This is a genomic window from Simkaniaceae bacterium (assembly GCA_021734805.1).
Taxonomy (GTDB): Bacteria; Chlamydiota; Chlamydiia; order Chlamydiales; family JACRBE01; genus Amphritriteisimkania.
This window is the reverse complement of the sequence record JAIPIG010000033.1, coordinates 1-18,732: the sequence shown is the minus strand read 5'-3', so window position 1 is coordinate 18,732 and position 18,732 is coordinate 1. Positions and strand designations below refer to the sequence as shown.

The window sequence follows — 18,732 nt, the reverse complement described above, 5'->3', positions numbered from 1 at the left end:
CAATCCCCCCAACACAAGCGTTATATAGCAAGCCGCCTCGGCTTGGCCTTTGTTATTTCGGAAGAAGAGGGAGGGGGCACGAGCGAAGTGAAGTGCAGTCCCCGGAAGGGGACCGAAGGCGAAGCCGAAGCCAATCCCCCCAACCCAAGCGTTATATAGCAAGCCGCCTCGGCTTGGCCTTTGTTATTTCGGAAGAAGAGGGAGGGGGCACGAGCGAAGTGGTAGTAGCAGTCCCCGAAAGGGGACCGAAGGCGAAGCCGAAGCCAATCCCCCAACACAAGCGTTATATAGCAAGCCGCCTCGGCTTGGCCTTTGTTGTTTCGGAAGAAGAGGGAGGGGGCACGAGCGAAGTGGTAGTAGCAGTCCCCGGTAGGGGACCGGAGTTTTTTGTTTCTCAAAGAATGCATTTTTCGCTAAAATATTTTTTGCTCGTGGGAAAATGGATAGATTTGGTAAGTTTCACACGAAAAAAAAGATCGGTCTCTCTAAGATTTTTTAAGAGAAAGTTATGAAGTGTCCATTTTGTGGAGATCAAGAGATTAAAGTCACTGATTCTCGCAATGCAACAGATGCGAATGCGATCCGAAGACGGCGCGAGTGTCTTGCATGCAAAAAGCGATTTACAACGTTTGAAACGGTAGATCTAGCCATTCAGGTGAAAAAGCGCGATGGAAGATATCAAGACTTTAGCATTGAAAAGCTCATTAGCGGCTTATCTTCTGCCTGCCGTCACACTCGAGTGAGCCATGAGCAGGTTTTGAAATTGGCGTCTGAGCTTGCCAGTGCAATCATGGACAAGGGATTAAGAGAGATTGCCACGATTGAAGTGGGTGAGATGGTGATGGAAAAACTCAAAGCACTCGATACAATTGCTTATGTTCGATTTGCTTGTGTCTATCGCCGGTTCAAAGATATGGACGAGTTGATTGATGCGATCCAATCGGCATCATCGTCTGAACCTGTTTTGAAATATTGAATGAAGGAAAAAGTATGGCATTGACGAAAGAGCAAATTGAAGATTTTCGAGTTCGATTAGAGAAGCTGCGTCTGCAATATATGCATGCAATCCGTGGATCTTCTGCCGATGTTAAAATCGGGGAGGAGAACAAAGTGCACTCACAACATCAGGCGGATCAGGGAACGGATGATTTTGTTCAATCTGTGAGCATTGAGGTGAGTAGTCAAGAGACGCAAATTTTATATCAGATTGAAAGAGCCCTTGAGAAAATTGATGAGGGGACTTATGGGGTTTGCGATCTGACCGGGGAGGAAATCCCGCTTAAACGCCTCGACGCTATTCCATATGCAACAATGACCATTGCTGCGCAGGAAAAATGGGAAAAGGGTCAAGTTTCATGACGATCACAAAAAAATCTCTGGTGATCTCTTGGATTTATATTGCTTCTCTCTTTTTGATTGATTTTGCAGTGAAGGCTTGGGCGATGGATCACGTTCATTTAATGAACTGGCTCTATCCTTCTTATCCCTATGGTGGAATTGGTGTTTTTCAAAACTTCTTGGGCATCGATTTTAGCATCAATTATGTCCAAAACACCGGAAGTGCTTGGGGACTTTTTAGTGAGTATCCAACGCCTCTATTTATTGTCCGATCGATTCTCGTCTTTCTACTGTTAATGTATCAGTATTTTTTTATTAAGAAGGCATCTTATATTTTCCCCATTACGATGATCATTGGAGGTGCGCTCAGCAATCTTGTCGATTGTTACACCTACGGTTTTGTCATTGATATGTTTCACTTTAATTTGTGGGGATATCATTTTCCCGTTTTTAACGTAGCGGATATATCGATTTGCTTGGGTGTCTCTGCATTAATTTATTTGTCAATGAAAGAGAGTCTTGAGGCGAAACGTGCCCGCGCCCTTTAATCCTCTGCAAGCCTCCCGATTTATTTCACATTATGCTCTCTTGGATCCTAAAACAATGAGGGCGCTTTTACATGAGCTTGGGTGCTCTGTTTATAATGTGTCAAAAGTCTTAAGCGAGCAAGAGTGTAAGGATTATGGCCCTTTTTTTTTGGAGCGCTACACAGACTATATCAATGCGCTTTTCAAGGCTGATTTTGATCCTAAGCTCTTCCGGAAAGACCTCACATGCGCGCTGACACTTGATATGGAAGCAGTCGTCATTCAAACATTGCCGGGGCAACGCTATTTAGCCAAACCCCAATATCCCATTGTTCAGCTCGGAATTTATCAGTTCATCATAGGCGATAACGGACGGATCTTGCACCATGTGTTGGGGAAGGAGTCGATCTGTTTTGGGCTCGAGTGGTCCTATCCACAACTCTACCGGGATCCAAAAACGAAGCAAAATTTAAATGCTTTGAAAGAGGCTCCTAATCATGTGTTATGGAAGAAGATCACGACTTGGATGCGCAAAGAAACCCATCTCTTGAAGATAAAGCGAGGGGATGAGACAATTCCAACTCAGCTGCGGCTCGATCCGCTCTTAAATGATCAACTTTATCGAATGGGGGGACCCCACATATGCCTCGTGTCATCATAGCAGCCATTGGTGATGAGCTCTTAAAAGGGAAAACACTCAATTCAAATGCCCATTTCTTATCCCATCTTTTAACTGAAGAGGGGTTTGAAGTTCAGGGGCATGTGACATCAAAAGACGCACCAAAATCCATCCGATCCATGCTGGAGTGGGGATTTCAACAGGCGAATGTCGTGATCTCAACAGGAGGGCTTGGACCTACATGCGATGATCTCACGAAAGCCATTGCCTCTGAATATATGGGCTATTCCCTGCAGTTCAATCCCGATGTGGCTCAAGAAATTCAAGGGCGTTTGGGCTCATCGCCCTCCATTCAAAATCAAGCCACATTGCCGGAGGGCGCCCCTTTGTTAAAAAACAATTTAGGGACAGCCTATGGAATGGTTTTGGAAAAGAAAGGGAAATTGCTTATTTTAATGCCCGGCGTGCCTCCTGAAATGAAGGCAATGGCTAAGAGTGCCCTCATCCCCTTTTTAGTGGGGAGATTCCCTCCGATTGAAAAAGGATATCAGCAGACCTTCTATTTGACGATGCGAGAGGAAAATCAAGTAGATCCTTTTCTGCGCACGCTCAGTCTGCAATATCCCCACGTTTCAATCGGGATTTATCCCGCTTATGGGCATCTTACCGTTCGTTTTTCTTCAAAAGAGGGAATTGATAAGGTGTGCGATGCATTTGAAAAGGAGTTTGAGGAGTATTTATATGATTCGGAAGACGGTACGATTGAAGGGGCCCTCTATCAACTCATGACAGAAAAAAAACAATCACTGGCTGTAGCGGAATCATGCAGTGGAGGCACTATTGCGGCAAAAATCACGCGCCTTGCCGGGGCGTCAGATTATTTTGTGGGAGGTGTTGTCTCCTATAGCAATGAGATGAAAATGAAAGCCCTCGGTGTATTATATGAGACGTTGATGAGATATGGGGCCGTATCAAGAGAAACGGTGATTGAAATGGCAAAAGGGGCTTTAAAGCTCACGGGAGCAGACTATGCCCTGGCCATTTCAGGCATTGCGGGCCCTAGTGGAGGCAGTGATGAGAAGCCTGTCGGAACGGTCTTTGGCGCTATTGCACATCGAAATGGTGAAATCGATGCAGGATTAATCCCCCTCCGTTTGAAAAATGAAAGGGCATTGATTATAGAAACAGCATCAAATCTGATATTGGGTATGCTCTATCGCAAGGTGAGATATGGTAAAAGGAGTTTGGCGTGACATATGAATTAATCGATACGGGAAATGGGAAAAAATTAGAGCGGTTTGGAAAACACCTGCTCGATAGGCCCTGTTTTCAAGCAATTTGGGAGCCCAAATTATCTCAAAAAGAGTGGGATGCTGCAGAGTACTGCTTTTCACGTGAAGGGCAAAATCATTGGAAGAAAAAGGGGCGGGATCACTCATGGGGGATCGAATTCGAAACGCTCCAATTCAAACTCGTGCCAACTGATTTTGGGCATATTGGGCTTTTCCCTGAGCATGCGAGGTTATGGTCTTGGATGAAACCGCACATTCAACAGGGTTTTGAGTTGCTCAATTTGTTCGCATATACCGGAGCGGCGACACTTGCCGCGGCGCGCTTGGGCGCCTCCGTATGTCATGTTGATTCATCCAAAAAATCGGTTGCTTGGGCAAAGGAGAATGCCGAGTTGAATCGCTTTCAAGATAAACCGATTCGCTGGATTGTGGAAGATGCGGTGAAGTTTGTAAAGCGAGAGGTGAAGCGCGGGCGCCAATACAATGGCATCATTCTTGATCCCCCCTCCTTCGGTCGGGGTGCGCAGGGACAAGTCTTTAAAATAGAAACCGATTTGCTCCCCATGTTGAAAGAGTGTAAAGAGCTCTTGGAAGAAAAAGGAAAGTTTCTCATCTTATCTTGTCATACTCCGGGTATTTCCCCTCTTATTTTGGAAAATCTCTTGCGTGAGGTATGGGGAAATGTGGCCTTCGAGTCAGGGGAAATGCTGATCGAGGGCAATGAAAGGTTTGTTCTTCCGGTGGGCAGTTTTGCGAGGTGGCAACGTCATGGTCAATAGAGATTGCATTAAGATAGAAAGTGTTCAAAATCCCAAAATCAAACTCATTGTCAAATTAAAAGATAAGCGCGATCGGGATAAGACGGGGCTTTTTTTTATTGAAGGATATCGGGAAAGTTTGCGCGCGTTTGAAGGTCATGTCGATATTGATATGATTTTTTGTTGTCCCGCTCTTTTTTTAAAGGACAATGAATGGGCGTTAATTCGCAATATTCAGATGAAGGGGGCAGAGATTTTTGAAGTGTCTAAAGAGGTGTTTCAAAAGATTTCAATGCGCGATCGCCCGGATGGTATGGCTTTGATTGCAAAGCAGAAGCGACTGGGGTGTGTTGAGCTTGAACGATTGCTTGAGACGACAAAAACTCCTTTTTTATGTGTAGCTGAGTCGATTGAAAAGCCGGGGAATTTAGGCGCTATTTTGCGATCATGTGATGCGGCGGGTGTTGATGGGCTGGTGGTTTGTAATGAGTGTACGGATGTCTTTAATCCAAATGTTGTCAGAGCGAGTGTGGGAACGCTCTTTACGGTTCCGATTTTTCAAATGACAACACAAGAAGCCATTGAATTATTCAAGCGCTACCGCGTTAAAGTTGTGGCAACGACGCCTTCTGCAACGCAACTGTATACGGCTGTTGATTATCGCTCAGGGTTAGCTATTGCGATGGGGACTGAACAAGTGGGTCTTACTGAGGTGTGGTTTGATCGCGCATTTGAGCAGGTGTACATTCCGATGAAAGGGCATGCCGATTCGCTCAATGTTGCCAATGCAACAACACTTTTACTCTATGAAGTGTTGAGGCAACGCTCTTCATGAATGTTTTATTTGAGGATCATCATCTCATCATTGTGGAAAAACCGGCAGCTCTTTTGACTCAATCCACAGACAGAGAATCTCAATCCCTTGAAAATGAGGTGAAGAGCCTGCTTCAAAAAAAATATCACAAAGAAACGATCTTTTTAAAATCGCTTCATCGGTTAGACAAGGATGTGAGTGGGATTGTGATGTTTGCTCGATCATCCAAAGCGGTAGAGAGAATGGCGCGGGCGATCAAAGAACATCGCGTCACAAAAAGATACTGTGCCGAAGTGGAAGGAGTGATTGAACAACAGGAAAAAACACTGGTTCACTTTTTAGAAAAAAAAGAGTTTCGCTCGATTGTTCATCATCGAGAGGTTGAGGGGGCAAAGCGAGCTCAGTTGCATTTTAAGGTCATCGAAAGAAAGCGCCATACAACGCTTATCGACATCGATTTAATCACAGGCCGCTATCACCAAATTCGCGCGCAGCTTTCTGCTTTTGGACATCCCATCGTTGGTGATGTTAAATATGGTGCAAAATCATCGAGCGGACATATTCATTTGCGCCATTATTATCTTCAGTTTATTCATCCGGTCACGCAAAAAGAAGTTGTAGTGGATTTAAATCGCTTCATTTTTTAACATATCGAAATGAAAAACGACATATTAAAGTCAGTTGAAGATGCAATCCGTGCAGCTAAACTTCTCAAATCAGATGAAGCTATTTTGTTTATTGAGCAAGTGGCTGAGGCCATTGCCGTAGCGTATGCCAATCGAGGTAAACTCCTGATTGCCGGCAATGGGGGAAGTCTTTGTGATGCCATGCATTTTGCTGAAGAGCTCACAGGCTATTTTCGAAAGAAGCGGCGTGCATTTCCCGCCATTGCTCTTTGTGATCCCGCGCACATGTCATGTGTTGCGAATGATAGTGATTTTGAATCTGTTTTTGCTCGCAGTGTTGAAGCGTATGGACAAGAAGGAGATATTCTTGTTGTATTATCGACAAGCGGCAATTCGGCAAACATTGTCCATGCCGTTGAAATGGCTAAACGATTGGGACTTTTAACGGTGGCTTTTCTCGGTAAATCAGGTGGGCAACTAAAAGATCAATGCGATTATGAATGGGTTGTGTCGGGATTTGATTATTCCGATCGGATTCAAGAAGCGCATATGGCGGCGATTCATATTATTATCGAGATGGTTGAGCGCCGGTTGATCTATGCCCCGGCCGAAAACAATCTTTTGACTGCAGCTAATGTGTAATGAATCCATTCTCTCATCGCATTGAAATGACAATTGTTCGAGCCATTCGTGAAAAAAAGCGAAAGGGGCTTCTTTTTGTACTCTTCTTGATCAGTCAATGTTTTAAATTCATCGTCTTCATTCGAAATCGCCTTTATGAGTGGAAAATATTTTCATCGCATCGAGCGCGAGCTCCCGTCATTAGTATTGGAAATATTGTTGCCGGGGGGACGGGGAAAACACCCATGACGATGATGCTTATCGAGGCTCTAAAAAATGAGTATCCGTTAGCTGTCATCTCTTCCGGATATCGGCGCGCCCTTCAGCGCGATGCGCGCATCGAGCTGAATGATCCCAATGCACCGCTCATGGGCGATGAACCCTATTTGATCGCAAAAAAATATCCGGATGTGCATGTCTATTCAACGCGCGACTATTTAAGGACCGCTCTGTCAATTGAGGAAAAACTGATTCTTCTTGATGATGGGTTTCAAAAAAGAAAGCTCGAGCGCGATTGTGATATGATTTGCATGAGAGCCGATGATTTATTGGGTGAAGGGTATTTTCTCCCCAGAGGTTTTTTACGTGATGATCCCAAACGGCTTAAAGAGTGTGATCTGATTTGCATAATGGGAATAAAGAATGAGGAGCAGTATCAAGAGATATGTGGTCAACTCCGTAGCTTTTCAAAAGCTGCTGTGATCGGTGTGAATTGGAGAGCAGAGGCGATTCTCCCTCTAGATCCTAGAGATAAAGTCCTTGCCCCCGGGGCCTTAGTGGCTGCTTTTTGCGCCATTGCCAACCCTTCGAGTTTTTTAGAGACACTTCACCAAACCGGATTTCAATGTATTGCATCCAAAGCCTTTGCCGACCATAGTTTTTTTGATCAAAAAGAGCTTGAGTTATTTGCAAAAGAAGCGGCGCTCAAAGGCGCTTCTGCTTTAATTTGCAGCGAAAAAGATGTGGTTAAAATGGATCCTACTCTTTCCTTGAATCTCCCGATTTATCATCTAAGCGGGAAATTAATGATTGAATATGGTATAAAGCATTTCAACGATTTGATAAGCCAAGTAGTCAAATGGAAAGAAGCACAACATTGGAATACATATGAAGTTAAAGCCATGGATTAAAATTTTAATTGGTCTTGTTTTAGGGATCGCTTTTGGGCTTATTGCCCAAAGAGAATTTAAGTTTTTATTTCTGCTTGGCCGAGCTTTCATCGATTTACTTAAAATGGTTGTTGGGTTAATCGTTTTTTCGTCCATTACAATTGGAATATGTCATATTCACGACCCTAAAAAGCTAGGCCGCATTGGAGGCCGCACGCTCTTGTTTTTTGCCGGAACGACAATGATATCGATTACCTTTGGGATTCTTCTGGCCATTCTTTTAAAACCCGGAGCTTCTCTACATCTTTCTCTGGAAAATGTCGAGCAGACGAACCGGATGGGGATTGGTTTTTTAGATTTCATTGCGAACATTATTCCCTCGAATCCTTTTGCAGCCTTTGTGAACGCCGATATTTTACAGATCATTGTTTTTGCCGTCTTTTTTGCTTATGCTTTGATTCTAACAAAGGAAAAAAGCGCTCCCGTATTGAATTTTTTAGAGTCGATTTCCGAAGTGATGCATTCGCTAACGCATGTGATTATGAAATACGCTCCAATTGGGGTCTTTGCCCTTATCGCCACATCTGTCGGTTCGATTGGCCTGCGTGTGATCATGCCCCTGCTTTCATTTTTAGCATGTAACTATATCGCAGTGATTTTACAGATTGTGATTGTCTTTTCTCTTTGTCTTAAGTTTTTAGCTAGGATGAATGTCGGACCTTTCTATAAAGGGATGAAAGATGCGATTGTTCTTGCCTTTACGACGTCGAGTAGTTCTGCAACGTTGCCCATTTCATTAGAATGTACGCGAGAGCATTTAGGAATATCGGAAGATATCTCGGGCTTTGTCATGTCACTTGGCTCGACAATTAACATGAATGGGGCTGCTATTGGTCAGGCCGTTGCTTCTTATTTTATCGCACAGGCATATGGTATCGAGCTGGGGTTATTTAAAGTGGTTTTACTCTACATCACTTCTTTGCTTTCAGCTATTGGTGCTGCGGGGATTCCCGGAACGGGTATTGTGATGCTCTCGATGGTATTGAATGCGTTAGGCCTTCCCCTTGAGGGGATTGCGCTTGTGGCCGGTGTCGATCGATTAAGAGAAATGGTCTCAAGTGTTGCTAATGTTTTAGGTGATGGTGTGGCTGCCGTATATGTAGCGCGCCGAGAAAATCAGATTAATGTGAATAGGTATAATGCCGTGACATGGCTTGAGTAAAAGATAGGGTGAGAGATGGAAGAAAAATTCGAAGTGAAGATGCCTAAATTGGGAGAAAGTATTGTCAGCGCGACGATTGTCACTTGGTTTAAGAAAGTCGGTGATTTTGTCAGCTTAGATGAGCCTCTTCTCGAAGTTTCAACAGATAAAGTCAATAGTGAAATTCCCTCGCCGGTTGCAGGTGTGCTTGCCGATATTAAAGCGCAGCCGGATGAGACACTCGATGTGGGTGCTGTCATTTGTTTAATTGCTGTCGGTGAAGCTGCGGCAAACCGCACTGAAGCGACGACAAGTGAGACTGCTCAAAAAAATGAGCCTCAAGAAGATATGGGAGATTTTTATTCTCCTGCCGTGTTGAGGTTTGCGCGTGAGAACCGCATTTCCATGGAAGAGCTCGAAAAAATCCCGCGCACCGGTGGGGGTGGCCGACTCAGCCGCAAGGATATACAAAATTATCTCTCTGAAAAAGACTCAAAATCCCCTCTGGCAAATCAAGAGCGGGTTAAAATGAGTGGCATGCGTAAAGCGATTGCAGACCATATGGTCAAGTCCTTTTATGAAGCGCCCCACGCGAGCCTGATTGTCGATGTCGATATCACAAATATTATGCATCACATCAAAGCAACCAAAGAGGCTTTTTTTAACGAGCATGGTTATAAACTCACCATTACATCGTATATTGCCGATGCCATCGCAAAATCGGCTTTAGAATATCCGTATATTAATGCTTCTCTAGATGGTGATACGATTGTCCTCAAAAAGTTTGTCAATGTGGGCATTGCCGTCTCTGTTGATCAGGCTGTGCTTGTTCCCGTGATTCGCAATGCGCATAAATTGACAGTCGCTGAAATTGCCAAGCAAGTGGCTGATTTAGCGGCGAGGGCAAAAAATCATGCACTGCACCCCGATGATGTTCAAGCGGGAACGATCACAATGACGAATTTTGGAATGGGTGGAGCACTCATCGGCATACCCATTATTCGCTTTCCTGAGGTGGCTATCATTGGAGTGGGTAAAATCGAAAAAGCTCTTTGTGTTATGGAGGATGACTCGACACAAATCCGGCAAAAAGTACATCTATCCCTCACCTTTGATCATCGGGCGATTGATGGAATGTATGGGTGTGAATTTCTTGCGGGCGTCAAGCGCCGCTTAGAGACTCATCTTACGCAAAAATGAAGCGTTATCTTTTGACAAGTTTTTATTATAAAGGTATATACTGAGCGCAAATGATGGGGACTAGTGAATTATTCCAATCAGGCGCTAGCTATTGTAAATATCGAAAAAAAGAGAGCGACGATATCGATTGAATGTAAGTTCAATCGATACTTGGCATGGTTAAAAAAAGCGTCTCTTTTTCTTATTTTTTTTGATCGTCAGCACCGGCGCCGGTATGTAGCCCAAGGAAAAGTAGCATTCAATGGGGCGCCGTTTACACTATTTGACAATGAACAACAGATTGAGATTGCAATAGGTTCCTTTGAGGGAGCGGCTTCTTTCGGCACCATTCATTTATCCTGTGCTGAAGGCGTAGAAATGGATTCTTTTTACGTAAAAATAGTGCAACCTTTTGGGGTCATGGCGGAATCGGACTGGATAGGTTCTGATGAGCCCTACTCTGATGAAGCTCTTCTTGCAAAAACATGCGCGGTGATTCCCTGTTATAATGTAGCTTATTTTTGCAAAGACGTTGTGATGGGAGCGCTTGCGTTTGCAGGACAAATTGTTCTTGTTGATGACGGATCAACAGATGATACGGGGCCTATTTTAAAGGGCATGGCCGATCAAATGCAAGATAGGGTCCACTATCTTCCTTTCAAAAAGAATCGGGGGAAGGGGTTTGCCTTGATTGCCGGATTTCAATATGCCCTTGATCATTGTGATTTTGAAGTAATGGTAACGCTTGACGGAGATGGCCAGCACCACGGCAAAAATATTCAAAGGATAGCTCAAAAAGTCAATGAGGGCTATGAAATGGTGATCGGAGCGCGCGCCTTTCATCAAATGCCCTTCAGAAGTCGCTTTTCTAATTTAGGAATTTCGATTTTACTCAAGATGTTTTATCTACATGCCCCCATTGATACCCAGTCGGGGATGCGGGGCTTTAGCCACCATTTTGTGCGCGATTTGGTCAAAAAAATTGCGGGCGGGCACTATGAAATGGAATTTAAATGTCTCCTCATTGCGCTGAAGCAGCAGAGAAAAATCGCATCGATTGAAATTCCAACCGTATATATCAATAAAAACAAATCATCGCACTATAGCATTTTAAGAGACTCATTCAAAATATTGGGAGTACTATTTCATTATGGATTTAGCAAAAAATAAAGTGCTATTGTTGGAGCTCAACGAATTCAACCCCGATCTACTGAAAGAGGCTTCAAACATTTTAGGGTTGAAAAACATCCAAAAAATGCTCTCTATGGTCGAGACAAAAACATTCACGGATGATACTTACGAGAGCGATTTTTTAGAGCCGTGGGTACAATGGGTTTCTGTGCATACCGGCAAGCCCTCTTCAGAACATCAAATCAAGCATTTAGGCGATGTTCCTCATCTCACGACAAAGCAGCTGTGGGAAGCGCTCTCGGGAAAAGGGGTGACAAGCGGCATATGGGGCGCAATGAACGCTAGCTTAAATTCGACAGAGCAGGCCCTTTTTTTTCTTCCCGATCCATGGACTGCTTCTGAAAATGCCCACCCTAAAGAGCTGCAGCCCCTACTCGATGCGCTGCGCCTTGGTTGTAAAAACTATCTCAATCTATCTTGGAAAAGAAAGGGAAACCTCGTTGGGCGCTTGATTCGCTTTTTGCACTCAAGGCATTTACTGGGTCTTGTTATAAAAGAGATTCCCCATGTACTTCGCACTGCCCTGCGGTTCAAAGGAGAAGCCTTCGCCTTCATTTCACTATTTGATTTGCTATCAACACGCCTTTTTTTAAAGATGAAAGATGAAGTGAGGCCCGATTTCTCCCTCTTATTTCTCAATAGCATTGCCCATTTACAACACCATCATTGGAAGGGATTTGATTATCAAAACAATCCACGACTGATCTATGGCCTTCGCTATTTAGATCGGATGCTCGAAGCTATTTTTGATGGTATGGGCTCTGATGATATGATCATTGTAACGAATGCCCTTTCTCAAAAAAACACCAATGAGGAAACGCCTTGGATTTTATACAGGCAGATCGATCAAGCGTCTTTCTTAAAGACAGCTCATATTGTATTTGATCGTGTTGAATCGCATATGACGCATGATGCCCACATCTTCTTTGCCCGGCCTGAAGAGTGCCTTAGAGCAAAGAAGATTCTCGAAGAAGCCACAATTGAAGGGGAGAAGCTCTTTTTAATTGAATACTATCCCCAAGATCCGCTCAAGCTTTTTTATCGCATCGTTTTCACAGATAAAGTAGAAAAAGAGAGCGCCATAAAAATTAATGGGTTGTCTTTCCGCTTTTTTGATTTATTTAAAGCCATTGTGCGCCGTACGGGGAAACATATCCCTCATGGCGTCATCTATTGCAATCGAGAAGTGTTTCCGAAGAGCATGAAAAATCATGAGTTATTTCCTGCCATTTTGAAACTCTACAATTAAAAATAAATTAACAGCGACCCTTTGAAGTTGAGATCGCGATAGGGAAGGGTATCTCTAAAGTAGTGGCTCTCTAAATTGAAGCGCCACATGTCTTTATAGCGGTAGCTAAACTGGCCGGTAATTTTATTTGCCGTGAGAAATTGTCTATCGGCAATGAAGACGTCATTCCCAATGGGCTGGAATAAATTGTGGGTCATTTGCCACTGATGTTCATAAATCAGTGCAATGCGCGCGCGCGCTTTAATATCCATATGAACATCAAGCCCGAGCGTGTTGCGATATTGTTGCTTAAAGGAGTAGTAATTGATATTGAGCTTGTGAAAATGCCCGTGTTCAAATCGGTATATTGCGGTGATATATTGAGCCAGTTTAGGAAGTCCAATGAGCCCCTCGACCAGTTCCGTATTTTCCCAATTGTTTAAGTTGTCATGAATGATAACGTGCGTGATCGTGGCGCCGATTTCAGGTCGAAGAGGGGAGGCGACGCGGTAGCGATAGGTTGCAGATAAAAAATCAGTCCGAAGCAATTCGGAGGTCATATTGGAAAAATTTTTGATAATAAAGGATTCGACATGGGCATCCATGACAAACAGCTGTCGGTCACTGTGGTAAGAGATATTTGTTCCGGGCTCAAAGCGCGTCGTCTTTTGAAAGGGATAAAATTCCGTCCCCACTCCCCAAGCGCGGATTTCGCGCGCGAAGAGATTCCATTGCCATCCGTTGGGAAAGAAAACGCTTGATGTGATTTGCCCACCGGCAATATCCACGTCATAGTTAGTTCCAATGGGGGGATAGATGTCTTTTTCTTTTTGATTGTAGTAAATAGGGGTGATCTCTAATCGCACCGGATCGGCAATCGGGATCATTAAATGGAGGGCATTATAGAAATAATAATCTTTGACAACGGGTTGTTGAAGAGAGGGATCGTTTTCTTTCGCTTTGGTGTAATTGGATTCGAGAAAAGCACTAAAATGCGTATGTTCTTTAATATTGAAAAGGGGAATCCAATTTTCTTCCGTGTTGGGATCATCATCGACGATGTAGCTAAATTCTTGATGTGCATCAGTATAAAACATTTGGGCGGCGAGGGAGTGGCCAAGCCCTCGATGAGCTGTGCGATTATGGGGATTCTTTTTTAATGATTGTCGATAGTATCCCGTGGCTTCGCGCGGGTTTCCCTCGCGCATCGCAATTTGTCCGAGCAATATATTTGCTTCTGCGCTGTAGGGAAAGGGTTTTAATACGTGACGTGCCTCAACATAGTTTTTTTGCCAAATATAAATGCGCGCGAGTTGGATGGCGGCATCTTCATATTCGGGAGCGAGATTCAAACACGCTTTGAGCAGCTGTTTGGCTTCTTTCCATTCGCCGGCGCGTGAAGTAAGGCGTCCTAAATAAAAAAGAAGGTCGGGGTTGTCCGGATCGCAGCGATTTGCATAGCGATAAATGGCGATGGCTTGTTTTTGTTTGTCGGGTAGATTGGTCCATTTGAGCGCAATATCTTCGAGGGCTTGCAAAGCGCGCCGATCACAGGGATATTCGTTTAAAATATGCCATAATTGCTTTGCTGCCCTCTCGTTCTGATTTTCCCACATATCAATGAGAGCGAGTTGAAGTTGAGCCTCAAAAAAATCGGGTTGGAGGTGCAAAGCGTGATTTAGGCTCTCTCTCGCCTTTGAGAATTCTTTTTTTTTAATTTGTTGAAGGGCAAGTTCATACCAATCTTCAGCATTTTGAGGCTGAGTGGGGGATGTTTCAATTGTGGCAAGTTCAAGAAGTGTTAAAGTAAGATCCATTTTAGGGGAGTAAATAGGGTCTGAGACGGCAATGAGAGAGGTCGATATACAAAGAAATAAAAGTGTCGTGATGTAATGCATTCTATCTCAATAGTTAGCTGAGGAATAGCCGGGTGAGCCATCAAAGTTGTAAAGGTGGTGTAGCTCTACGACATCGATTTGTGCTTCTTTTAAAAGTTCTAAAATTTGAATAGTGTGAGCCAAAGTAAATGCATGCTCATTTTCTTTTTGCCTAATGCGTACTCTCCACTCATCGATGCAATAGGTTTCGGGTTGTCCTTCGGGATAAATGGTCGTTCCTCGATTTGAGATCATTTTAATTTCAAATTTTTTCAAATCGATAGCGAGTATCTGCTTGAGAAACATCTCAGCCGTCACAGGGGCATAAATATAGAGATCGGCACCAATCAGTTCGCGCTTTGTTGTCGTGTCTTGATTGGCTTTGATGAGCGGAGCATGGACTTTGGCATGTTGTTTTGCTGCCGGTAGGTGCTCGGGGTTTTTACCGAGACGCTCACAGACTGCTTCGCCAAATTCTTTTGTTCCCACTTTTTGAGTGCTTTTTGCGCTGTCATAAATATCATAGGTGTGGATCCCGTCTTCAATCGTTTTGAGCCAGGCATTTTCAATCATAACGGCAAATTCGGGCAAATCTAGATATTCGAGCATTAAAACGGAGGCTTTGATCATTGCCGAGGGGTTAGCGACATTTTGATTGGCACGTCTTGGCGCCGATCCGTGAATAGCTTCGAACATGGCGCCGAATTCACCAATATTAGCGGTCCCCACAAGGCCGACGGAGCCTGAAATTTGAGCTGCGATATCGGAGATAATATCTCCATACAGATTGGGCGTGACAATCACATCAAAGGCCTCCGGCGTATCGGCGAGTTTTGCAGCTCCGATATCGATGATCCAGTGCTCACTTTCAATTGAGGGATATTCCGTAGCTATTTGATCGAATAAGTTGTGAAAATGACCATCCGTGATTTTCAGGATGTTATCTTTAGTAAAACAAGTGACCTTTTTGCGTTTATGTGCAAGAGCGTATTCAAAGGCAAAACGGATGATTTTTTCAGACCCGGGTTTTGAAATGAGTTTGATCGATTGTTGTGTTTCTAATGTATGGCGGTATTCAATGCCACAGTACAGATCCTCTTCATTTTCTCGAATAATGACCACATCCATACCCGGATGTTTTGAGGCGACAAAGGGGGTGTAGGCCACGCAGGGGCGCACATTGGCATAAAGTCCCAGTGTCGTGCGGCATGTGACGTTTAAGCTTTTAAAACCACCGCCTTGCGGTGTTGTAATGGGGGCTTTAAGAAAAGCCTGACAAGAGCGGATGAGATCCCAAGTTTTGGGTTCGATTCCCGTATTAATTCCGCGCAAATAAACTTCTTCGCCAATTTCAACAGGATGGATCGCAAGGGGGGCTTTTGCCTGTTTTAAAATCGCAAGCGTGGCATCCATAATTTCCGGGCCGATTCCGTTTCCTCTAGCGACTGCGACGGGGATTTTTTGCATCATATCCATACTCTTATCTATTTTTGGGTTTACTTGTGTATATGTATCGAATATCATTTATATTTTCCAACTTATTCATTGACCGGTTAATCATTTGGCAACACCATTTCTCATGACAAGTTTGTTGAGTGAGCTCTTTTTGCAGCAAAAAGAGCAGCTCGATTTTTTCTTTCAGCAGGTTGATATACAGAGGGCTGAGTCCATCCTCGAGGAGGTGCTTTCTTGTAGGGGAAAGGTCGTTTTTAGCGGGATTGGTAAAAGTGGGATCATTGCCGATAAAATTGCCAAAACAATGGCTTCCACAGGGACAAGGGCCCTTTCCCTTTCTGCCGTTGATGCGCTTCATGGCGATATCGGTATGATTGAGGCGTCTGATCTTTTGGTGGTATTGAGCAAGAGCGGGCATACTAAAGAAATTGAAGAGCTCATTCGGATCGTCAAGCAACGAGAAATAAGAGTGATGGGGTGGTTTTGCAATGAGAAGGCAACACTGGCCCCCCTGTGCGATTTTGTCATGCAACTCCCCATTGAAAAAGAGCTGTGTCCCTTCGATTTAGCGCCTACCACATCGACATCCGTCCAGTTGCTGTTTGGGGATATTTTAGCTGTTGCGTTAATGAAAAAAAGAGAGTTTTCACTCAATGCTTATGCTTTGAATCATCCTGCGGGTACGATTGGGAAAAGGGCGACATTTCGTGTGGAAAATGTCATGCTCAAGAGAGAGCAACTGCCTATTGTCAAGCCGGATGAAAAATTAAGTGATGTTTTAGTGATTTTGACAAATAAACGATGCGGATGCCTTTTAATTGTCGATGAAAGAGGTCATTTTCTTGGGATTTTTACGGATGGGGATTTGCGCCGTGCTATGCAAAAGGATGGCAAACAGGCCTTGGATATGCCTATAGAAGCTCTGATGACCTCAAAGTGCAAAACAATTCAAAAAACAGCCCTTGTCACTGAAGCCATACAAATCATGCAAAGCGATCCCGAGCACAGAGTCATGATGCTGCCTGTCATCTATGAGAAAAGATTAATCGGCTTGATTACGATGCACGATGTAGCCTTTGCGGGGATTATTTAAACCAAAAAGGGCTAAAAAACGGCGTTGTTGCATAATTCATTTTTATCTAACATGCTCATTATTAGTTTTTACCACAGAGAGCACAGAGCTCACAGAGGTAGCGGAATGTGCATTTTCTTGATTTTTCTCTGTGTACTCTGTGCTCTCTGTGTTTGTTAAAGTCCTTATGGTCAATAACCTGATAGTTTATCGAATTATGCAACAAAGGGCTAAAAAACCCCTTTTTGGTTTAAATATACCGGGTTGTATCGAAAATAGGGATGCCTTATGATGGGGTCTTTTAATCTTTACATTCGCAAAAAAATGGAAATTCTAACTCTTCATCTTCTTATTATTTGCCTTTTTATTTTGGGTTATCTGGGAATTATTTTTGAATTCCAGATCAATATCAATAAATCGGGTGTTGCTTTGTTGTTGGGGGCCATTTGTTGGCTCTTTTTATTTTTATTCAACAAAGCTCCGATGGAAATCAATATTTCGAGCTTAGCCGTTCACTTAAGTGATATTTCGCAAATTTTATTTTTCTTGCTCGGCGCAATGACATTAGTTGAGCTGATTGATTCCCATAAGGGATTTAGCGCTGTTGTTAAGCTGATCCATGCCAAATCAAGACGGCGTCTTTTATGGATTGTATCCATTTTAGCGTTTATTTTGTCGGCAGTGCTCGACAACTTGACAACGACGATTTTGATGGTGTCTATCCTGAGAAAAATTGTTCCCGAAAGAAAAGAGAGATTTATACTCAACTGTATGGTGATCATTGCAGCTAACGCAGGAGGTGCTTGGACGCCAATTGGGGATGTAACGACAACGATGCTTTGGATTAATGGGCAAATCACCACACTCGCCGTCATGCGGGATGTATTCCTCCCTTCTTTAGTGTGTATGTTGATCCCTCTCATGATTTATTCATTTTCAATGAAGGGGGAGTTCACATCACAAGAGGAATATATACAGAAAGAAGAAAAAGAACATGGCGGAACACTTGTCTTTGTTTTAGGATTGATGGGTTTGATTTCGGTTCCGATTATTAAAGCCGTTACGGGATTGCCCCCTTTTATGGGCATGATTATGGCTTTATCCGTCTTGTGGCTTGTGACGGATCGACTCCATCATCGCCATGAAAGTCGCCAGCATTTAACCATTCCTTCTATTTTAACAAAGATTGATGTTTCGGCTATTTTATTTTTCCTTGGAATTTTACTCGCCGTTAATTCCCTTGAATCCGTAGGAGTTTTAGAAAGATTATCCGTCGGACTCGATCATTTTACAAAAAATCCATCGGTGATTGCCGGTGCCATCGGAGTCTTATCGGCTATTATCGATAACGTTCCTTTGGTGGCGGCTTCCATCGGAATGTATGATTTAAAAACATTTCCTGTGGATGCCCCATTTTGGCTCTTAATTGCCTATACGGCGGGGACGGGAGGCAGTATTTTTATTATCGGTTCGTCTTCGGGTGTAGCTATGATGGGAATCGAAAAAATGGACTTTATTCAATACATGAAAAAGGCGACTATTCCGGCCTTTTTAGGGTACCTCGGAGGGATCGCAATATTCCTCGCGATGAAAAATTTTTAAAAGTTTTAAAATCGTGCTTGCGAATAAATCATCATATTTTGTATGTTATAGCACGTCTTCAGTAACGAAAAGAGTGATGAGACAAAAAGCGAAGGTAAGACAAGCCTCGCAAGATATTTTGACAGCTAGAGTGAAGTGATGAAGCAAAGAGTTTGTGGGTTTAAAAAACTTATTAACGTGAGTTTTTAAGCCCTTTAGTCAAAACTTTTATTTTTTATTTTTA

Annotated in this window: 18 protein-coding genes; 16 read left to right on the top strand and 2 right to left on the bottom strand. The window is 43.5% G+C overall.

The window, feature by feature from the left end; all coding sequences use genetic code 11:
• The first annotated feature begins 508 nt into the window (after positions 1-508).
• The 14 genes from nrdR (at position 509) to K9M07_06805 (ending at position 12,524) form a co-directional block, all read left to right on the top strand.
• A complete protein-coding gene (gene nrdR / locus K9M07_06870) occupies positions 509-976 on the top strand; it encodes a transcriptional regulator NrdR (GenBank protein ID MCF7852945.1) in 468 nt (155 codons plus the stop codon).
• Positions 977-990: 14 nt separating this feature from the next.
• Positions 991-1,359, top strand: coding sequence for a TraR/DksA family transcriptional regulator (locus tag K9M07_06865; GenBank protein ID MCF7852944.1), 369 nt, complete (start codon positions 991-993; stop codon positions 1,357-1,359).
• A complete protein-coding gene (gene lspA / locus K9M07_06860; protein ID MCF7852943.1) occupies positions 1,356-1,886 on the top strand; it encodes a signal peptidase II in 531 nt (176 codons plus the stop codon). Before K9M07_06865 ends, lspA begins: the two co-directional genes overlap by 4 nt.
• A complete protein-coding gene (locus K9M07_06855; GenBank protein ID MCF7852942.1) occupies positions 1,870-2,526 on the top strand; it encodes a hypothetical protein in 657 nt (218 codons plus the stop codon). Before lspA ends, K9M07_06855 begins: the two co-directional genes overlap by 17 nt.
• Entirely contained in the window at positions 2,508-3,737 is a 1,230-nt protein-coding gene (locus K9M07_06850; GenBank protein MCF7852941.1) for a CinA family nicotinamide mononucleotide deamidase-related protein, read from the top strand. Before K9M07_06855 ends, K9M07_06850 begins: the two co-directional genes overlap by 19 nt.
• Positions 3,734-4,555 carry a class I SAM-dependent methyltransferase gene (locus K9M07_06845; protein MCF7852940.1) on the top strand — a complete coding sequence of 274 codons (822 nt, stop codon included), beginning with the start codon at positions 3,734-3,736 and terminating at the stop codon, positions 4,553-4,555. Before K9M07_06850 ends, K9M07_06845 begins: the two co-directional genes overlap by 4 nt.
• Positions 4,545-5,369 (top strand): RNA methyltransferase, encoded by an 825-nt coding sequence (locus tag K9M07_06840; GenBank protein ID MCF7852939.1) that lies wholly within the window; start codon positions 4,545-4,547, stop codon positions 5,367-5,369. The genes K9M07_06845 and K9M07_06840 overlap by 11 nt, the downstream gene beginning before the upstream one ends.
• Positions 5,366-5,995, top strand: coding sequence for an RNA pseudouridine synthase (locus K9M07_06835; GenBank protein MCF7852938.1), 630 nt, complete (start codon positions 5,366-5,368; stop codon positions 5,993-5,995). The genes K9M07_06840 and K9M07_06835 overlap by 4 nt, the downstream gene beginning before the upstream one ends.
• 9 nt (positions 5,996-6,004) lie before the next feature.
• Positions 6,005-6,616, top strand: coding sequence for an SIS domain-containing protein (locus K9M07_06830; protein ID MCF7852937.1), 612 nt, complete (start codon positions 6,005-6,007; stop codon positions 6,614-6,616).
• Entirely contained in the window at positions 6,616-7,725 is a 1,110-nt protein-coding gene (gene lpxK / locus K9M07_06825) for a tetraacyldisaccharide 4'-kinase (GenBank protein MCF7852936.1), read from the top strand. Before K9M07_06830 ends, lpxK begins: the two co-directional genes overlap by 1 nt.
• Complete coding sequence (locus K9M07_06820) at positions 7,703-8,926, top strand: dicarboxylate/amino acid:cation symporter (protein ID MCF7852935.1); 1,224 nt, start codon at positions 7,703-7,705, stop codon at positions 8,924-8,926. Before lpxK ends, K9M07_06820 begins: the two co-directional genes overlap by 23 nt.
• A gap of 15 nt (positions 8,927-8,941) precedes the next feature.
• Positions 8,942-10,105 (top strand): 2-oxo acid dehydrogenase subunit E2, encoded by a 1,164-nt coding sequence (locus tag K9M07_06815; GenBank protein ID MCF7852934.1) that lies wholly within the window; start codon positions 8,942-8,944, stop codon positions 10,103-10,105.
• A 63-nt stretch (positions 10,106-10,168) separates the two neighbouring features.
• Positions 10,169-11,254 (top strand): glycosyltransferase family 2 protein, encoded by a 1,086-nt coding sequence (locus K9M07_06810; protein ID MCF7852933.1) that lies wholly within the window; start codon positions 10,169-10,171, stop codon positions 11,252-11,254.
• On the top strand, positions 11,235-12,524 hold the full coding sequence (locus K9M07_06805; GenBank protein MCF7852932.1) for a hypothetical protein: 1,290 nt from the start codon (positions 11,235-11,237) through the stop codon (positions 12,522-12,524). The genes K9M07_06810 and K9M07_06805 overlap by 20 nt, the downstream gene beginning before the upstream one ends.
• Here K9M07_06805 and K9M07_06800 read toward each other — a convergent pair.
• Together K9M07_06800 and K9M07_06795 are read right to left on the bottom strand one after the other, a co-directional pair.
• A complete protein-coding gene (locus K9M07_06800) occupies positions 12,521-14,401 on the bottom strand; it encodes a tetratricopeptide repeat protein (protein ID MCF7852931.1) in 1,881 nt (626 codons plus the stop codon). The genes K9M07_06805 and K9M07_06800 overlap by 4 nt on opposite strands.
• A gap of 6 nt (positions 14,402-14,407) precedes the next feature.
• Positions 14,408-15,856 carry an NADP-dependent isocitrate dehydrogenase gene (locus K9M07_06795; GenBank protein ID MCF7852930.1) on the bottom strand — a complete coding sequence of 483 codons (1,449 nt, stop codon included), beginning with the start codon at positions 15,854-15,856 and terminating at the stop codon, positions 14,408-14,410.
• Between the two features lie 112 nt (positions 15,857-15,968).
• On the opposite strand from K9M07_06795, the gene K9M07_06790 reads away from it, so the two are divergent.
• The gene (locus K9M07_06790; GenBank protein MCF7852929.1) at positions 15,969-16,928 is read left to right on the top strand and encodes a KpsF/GutQ family sugar-phosphate isomerase; all 960 of its coding nucleotides are present in this window, start codon (positions 15,969-15,971) and stop codon (positions 16,926-16,928) included.
• A 303-nt stretch (positions 16,929-17,231) separates the two neighbouring features.
• Positions 17,232-18,509: a sodium:proton antiporter NhaD gene (gene nhaD / locus K9M07_06785; GenBank protein ID MCF7852928.1), complete on the top strand. Its 1,278-nt coding sequence runs from the start codon at positions 17,232-17,234 to the stop codon at positions 18,507-18,509.
• Positions 18,510-18,732 lie beyond the last annotated feature (223 nt).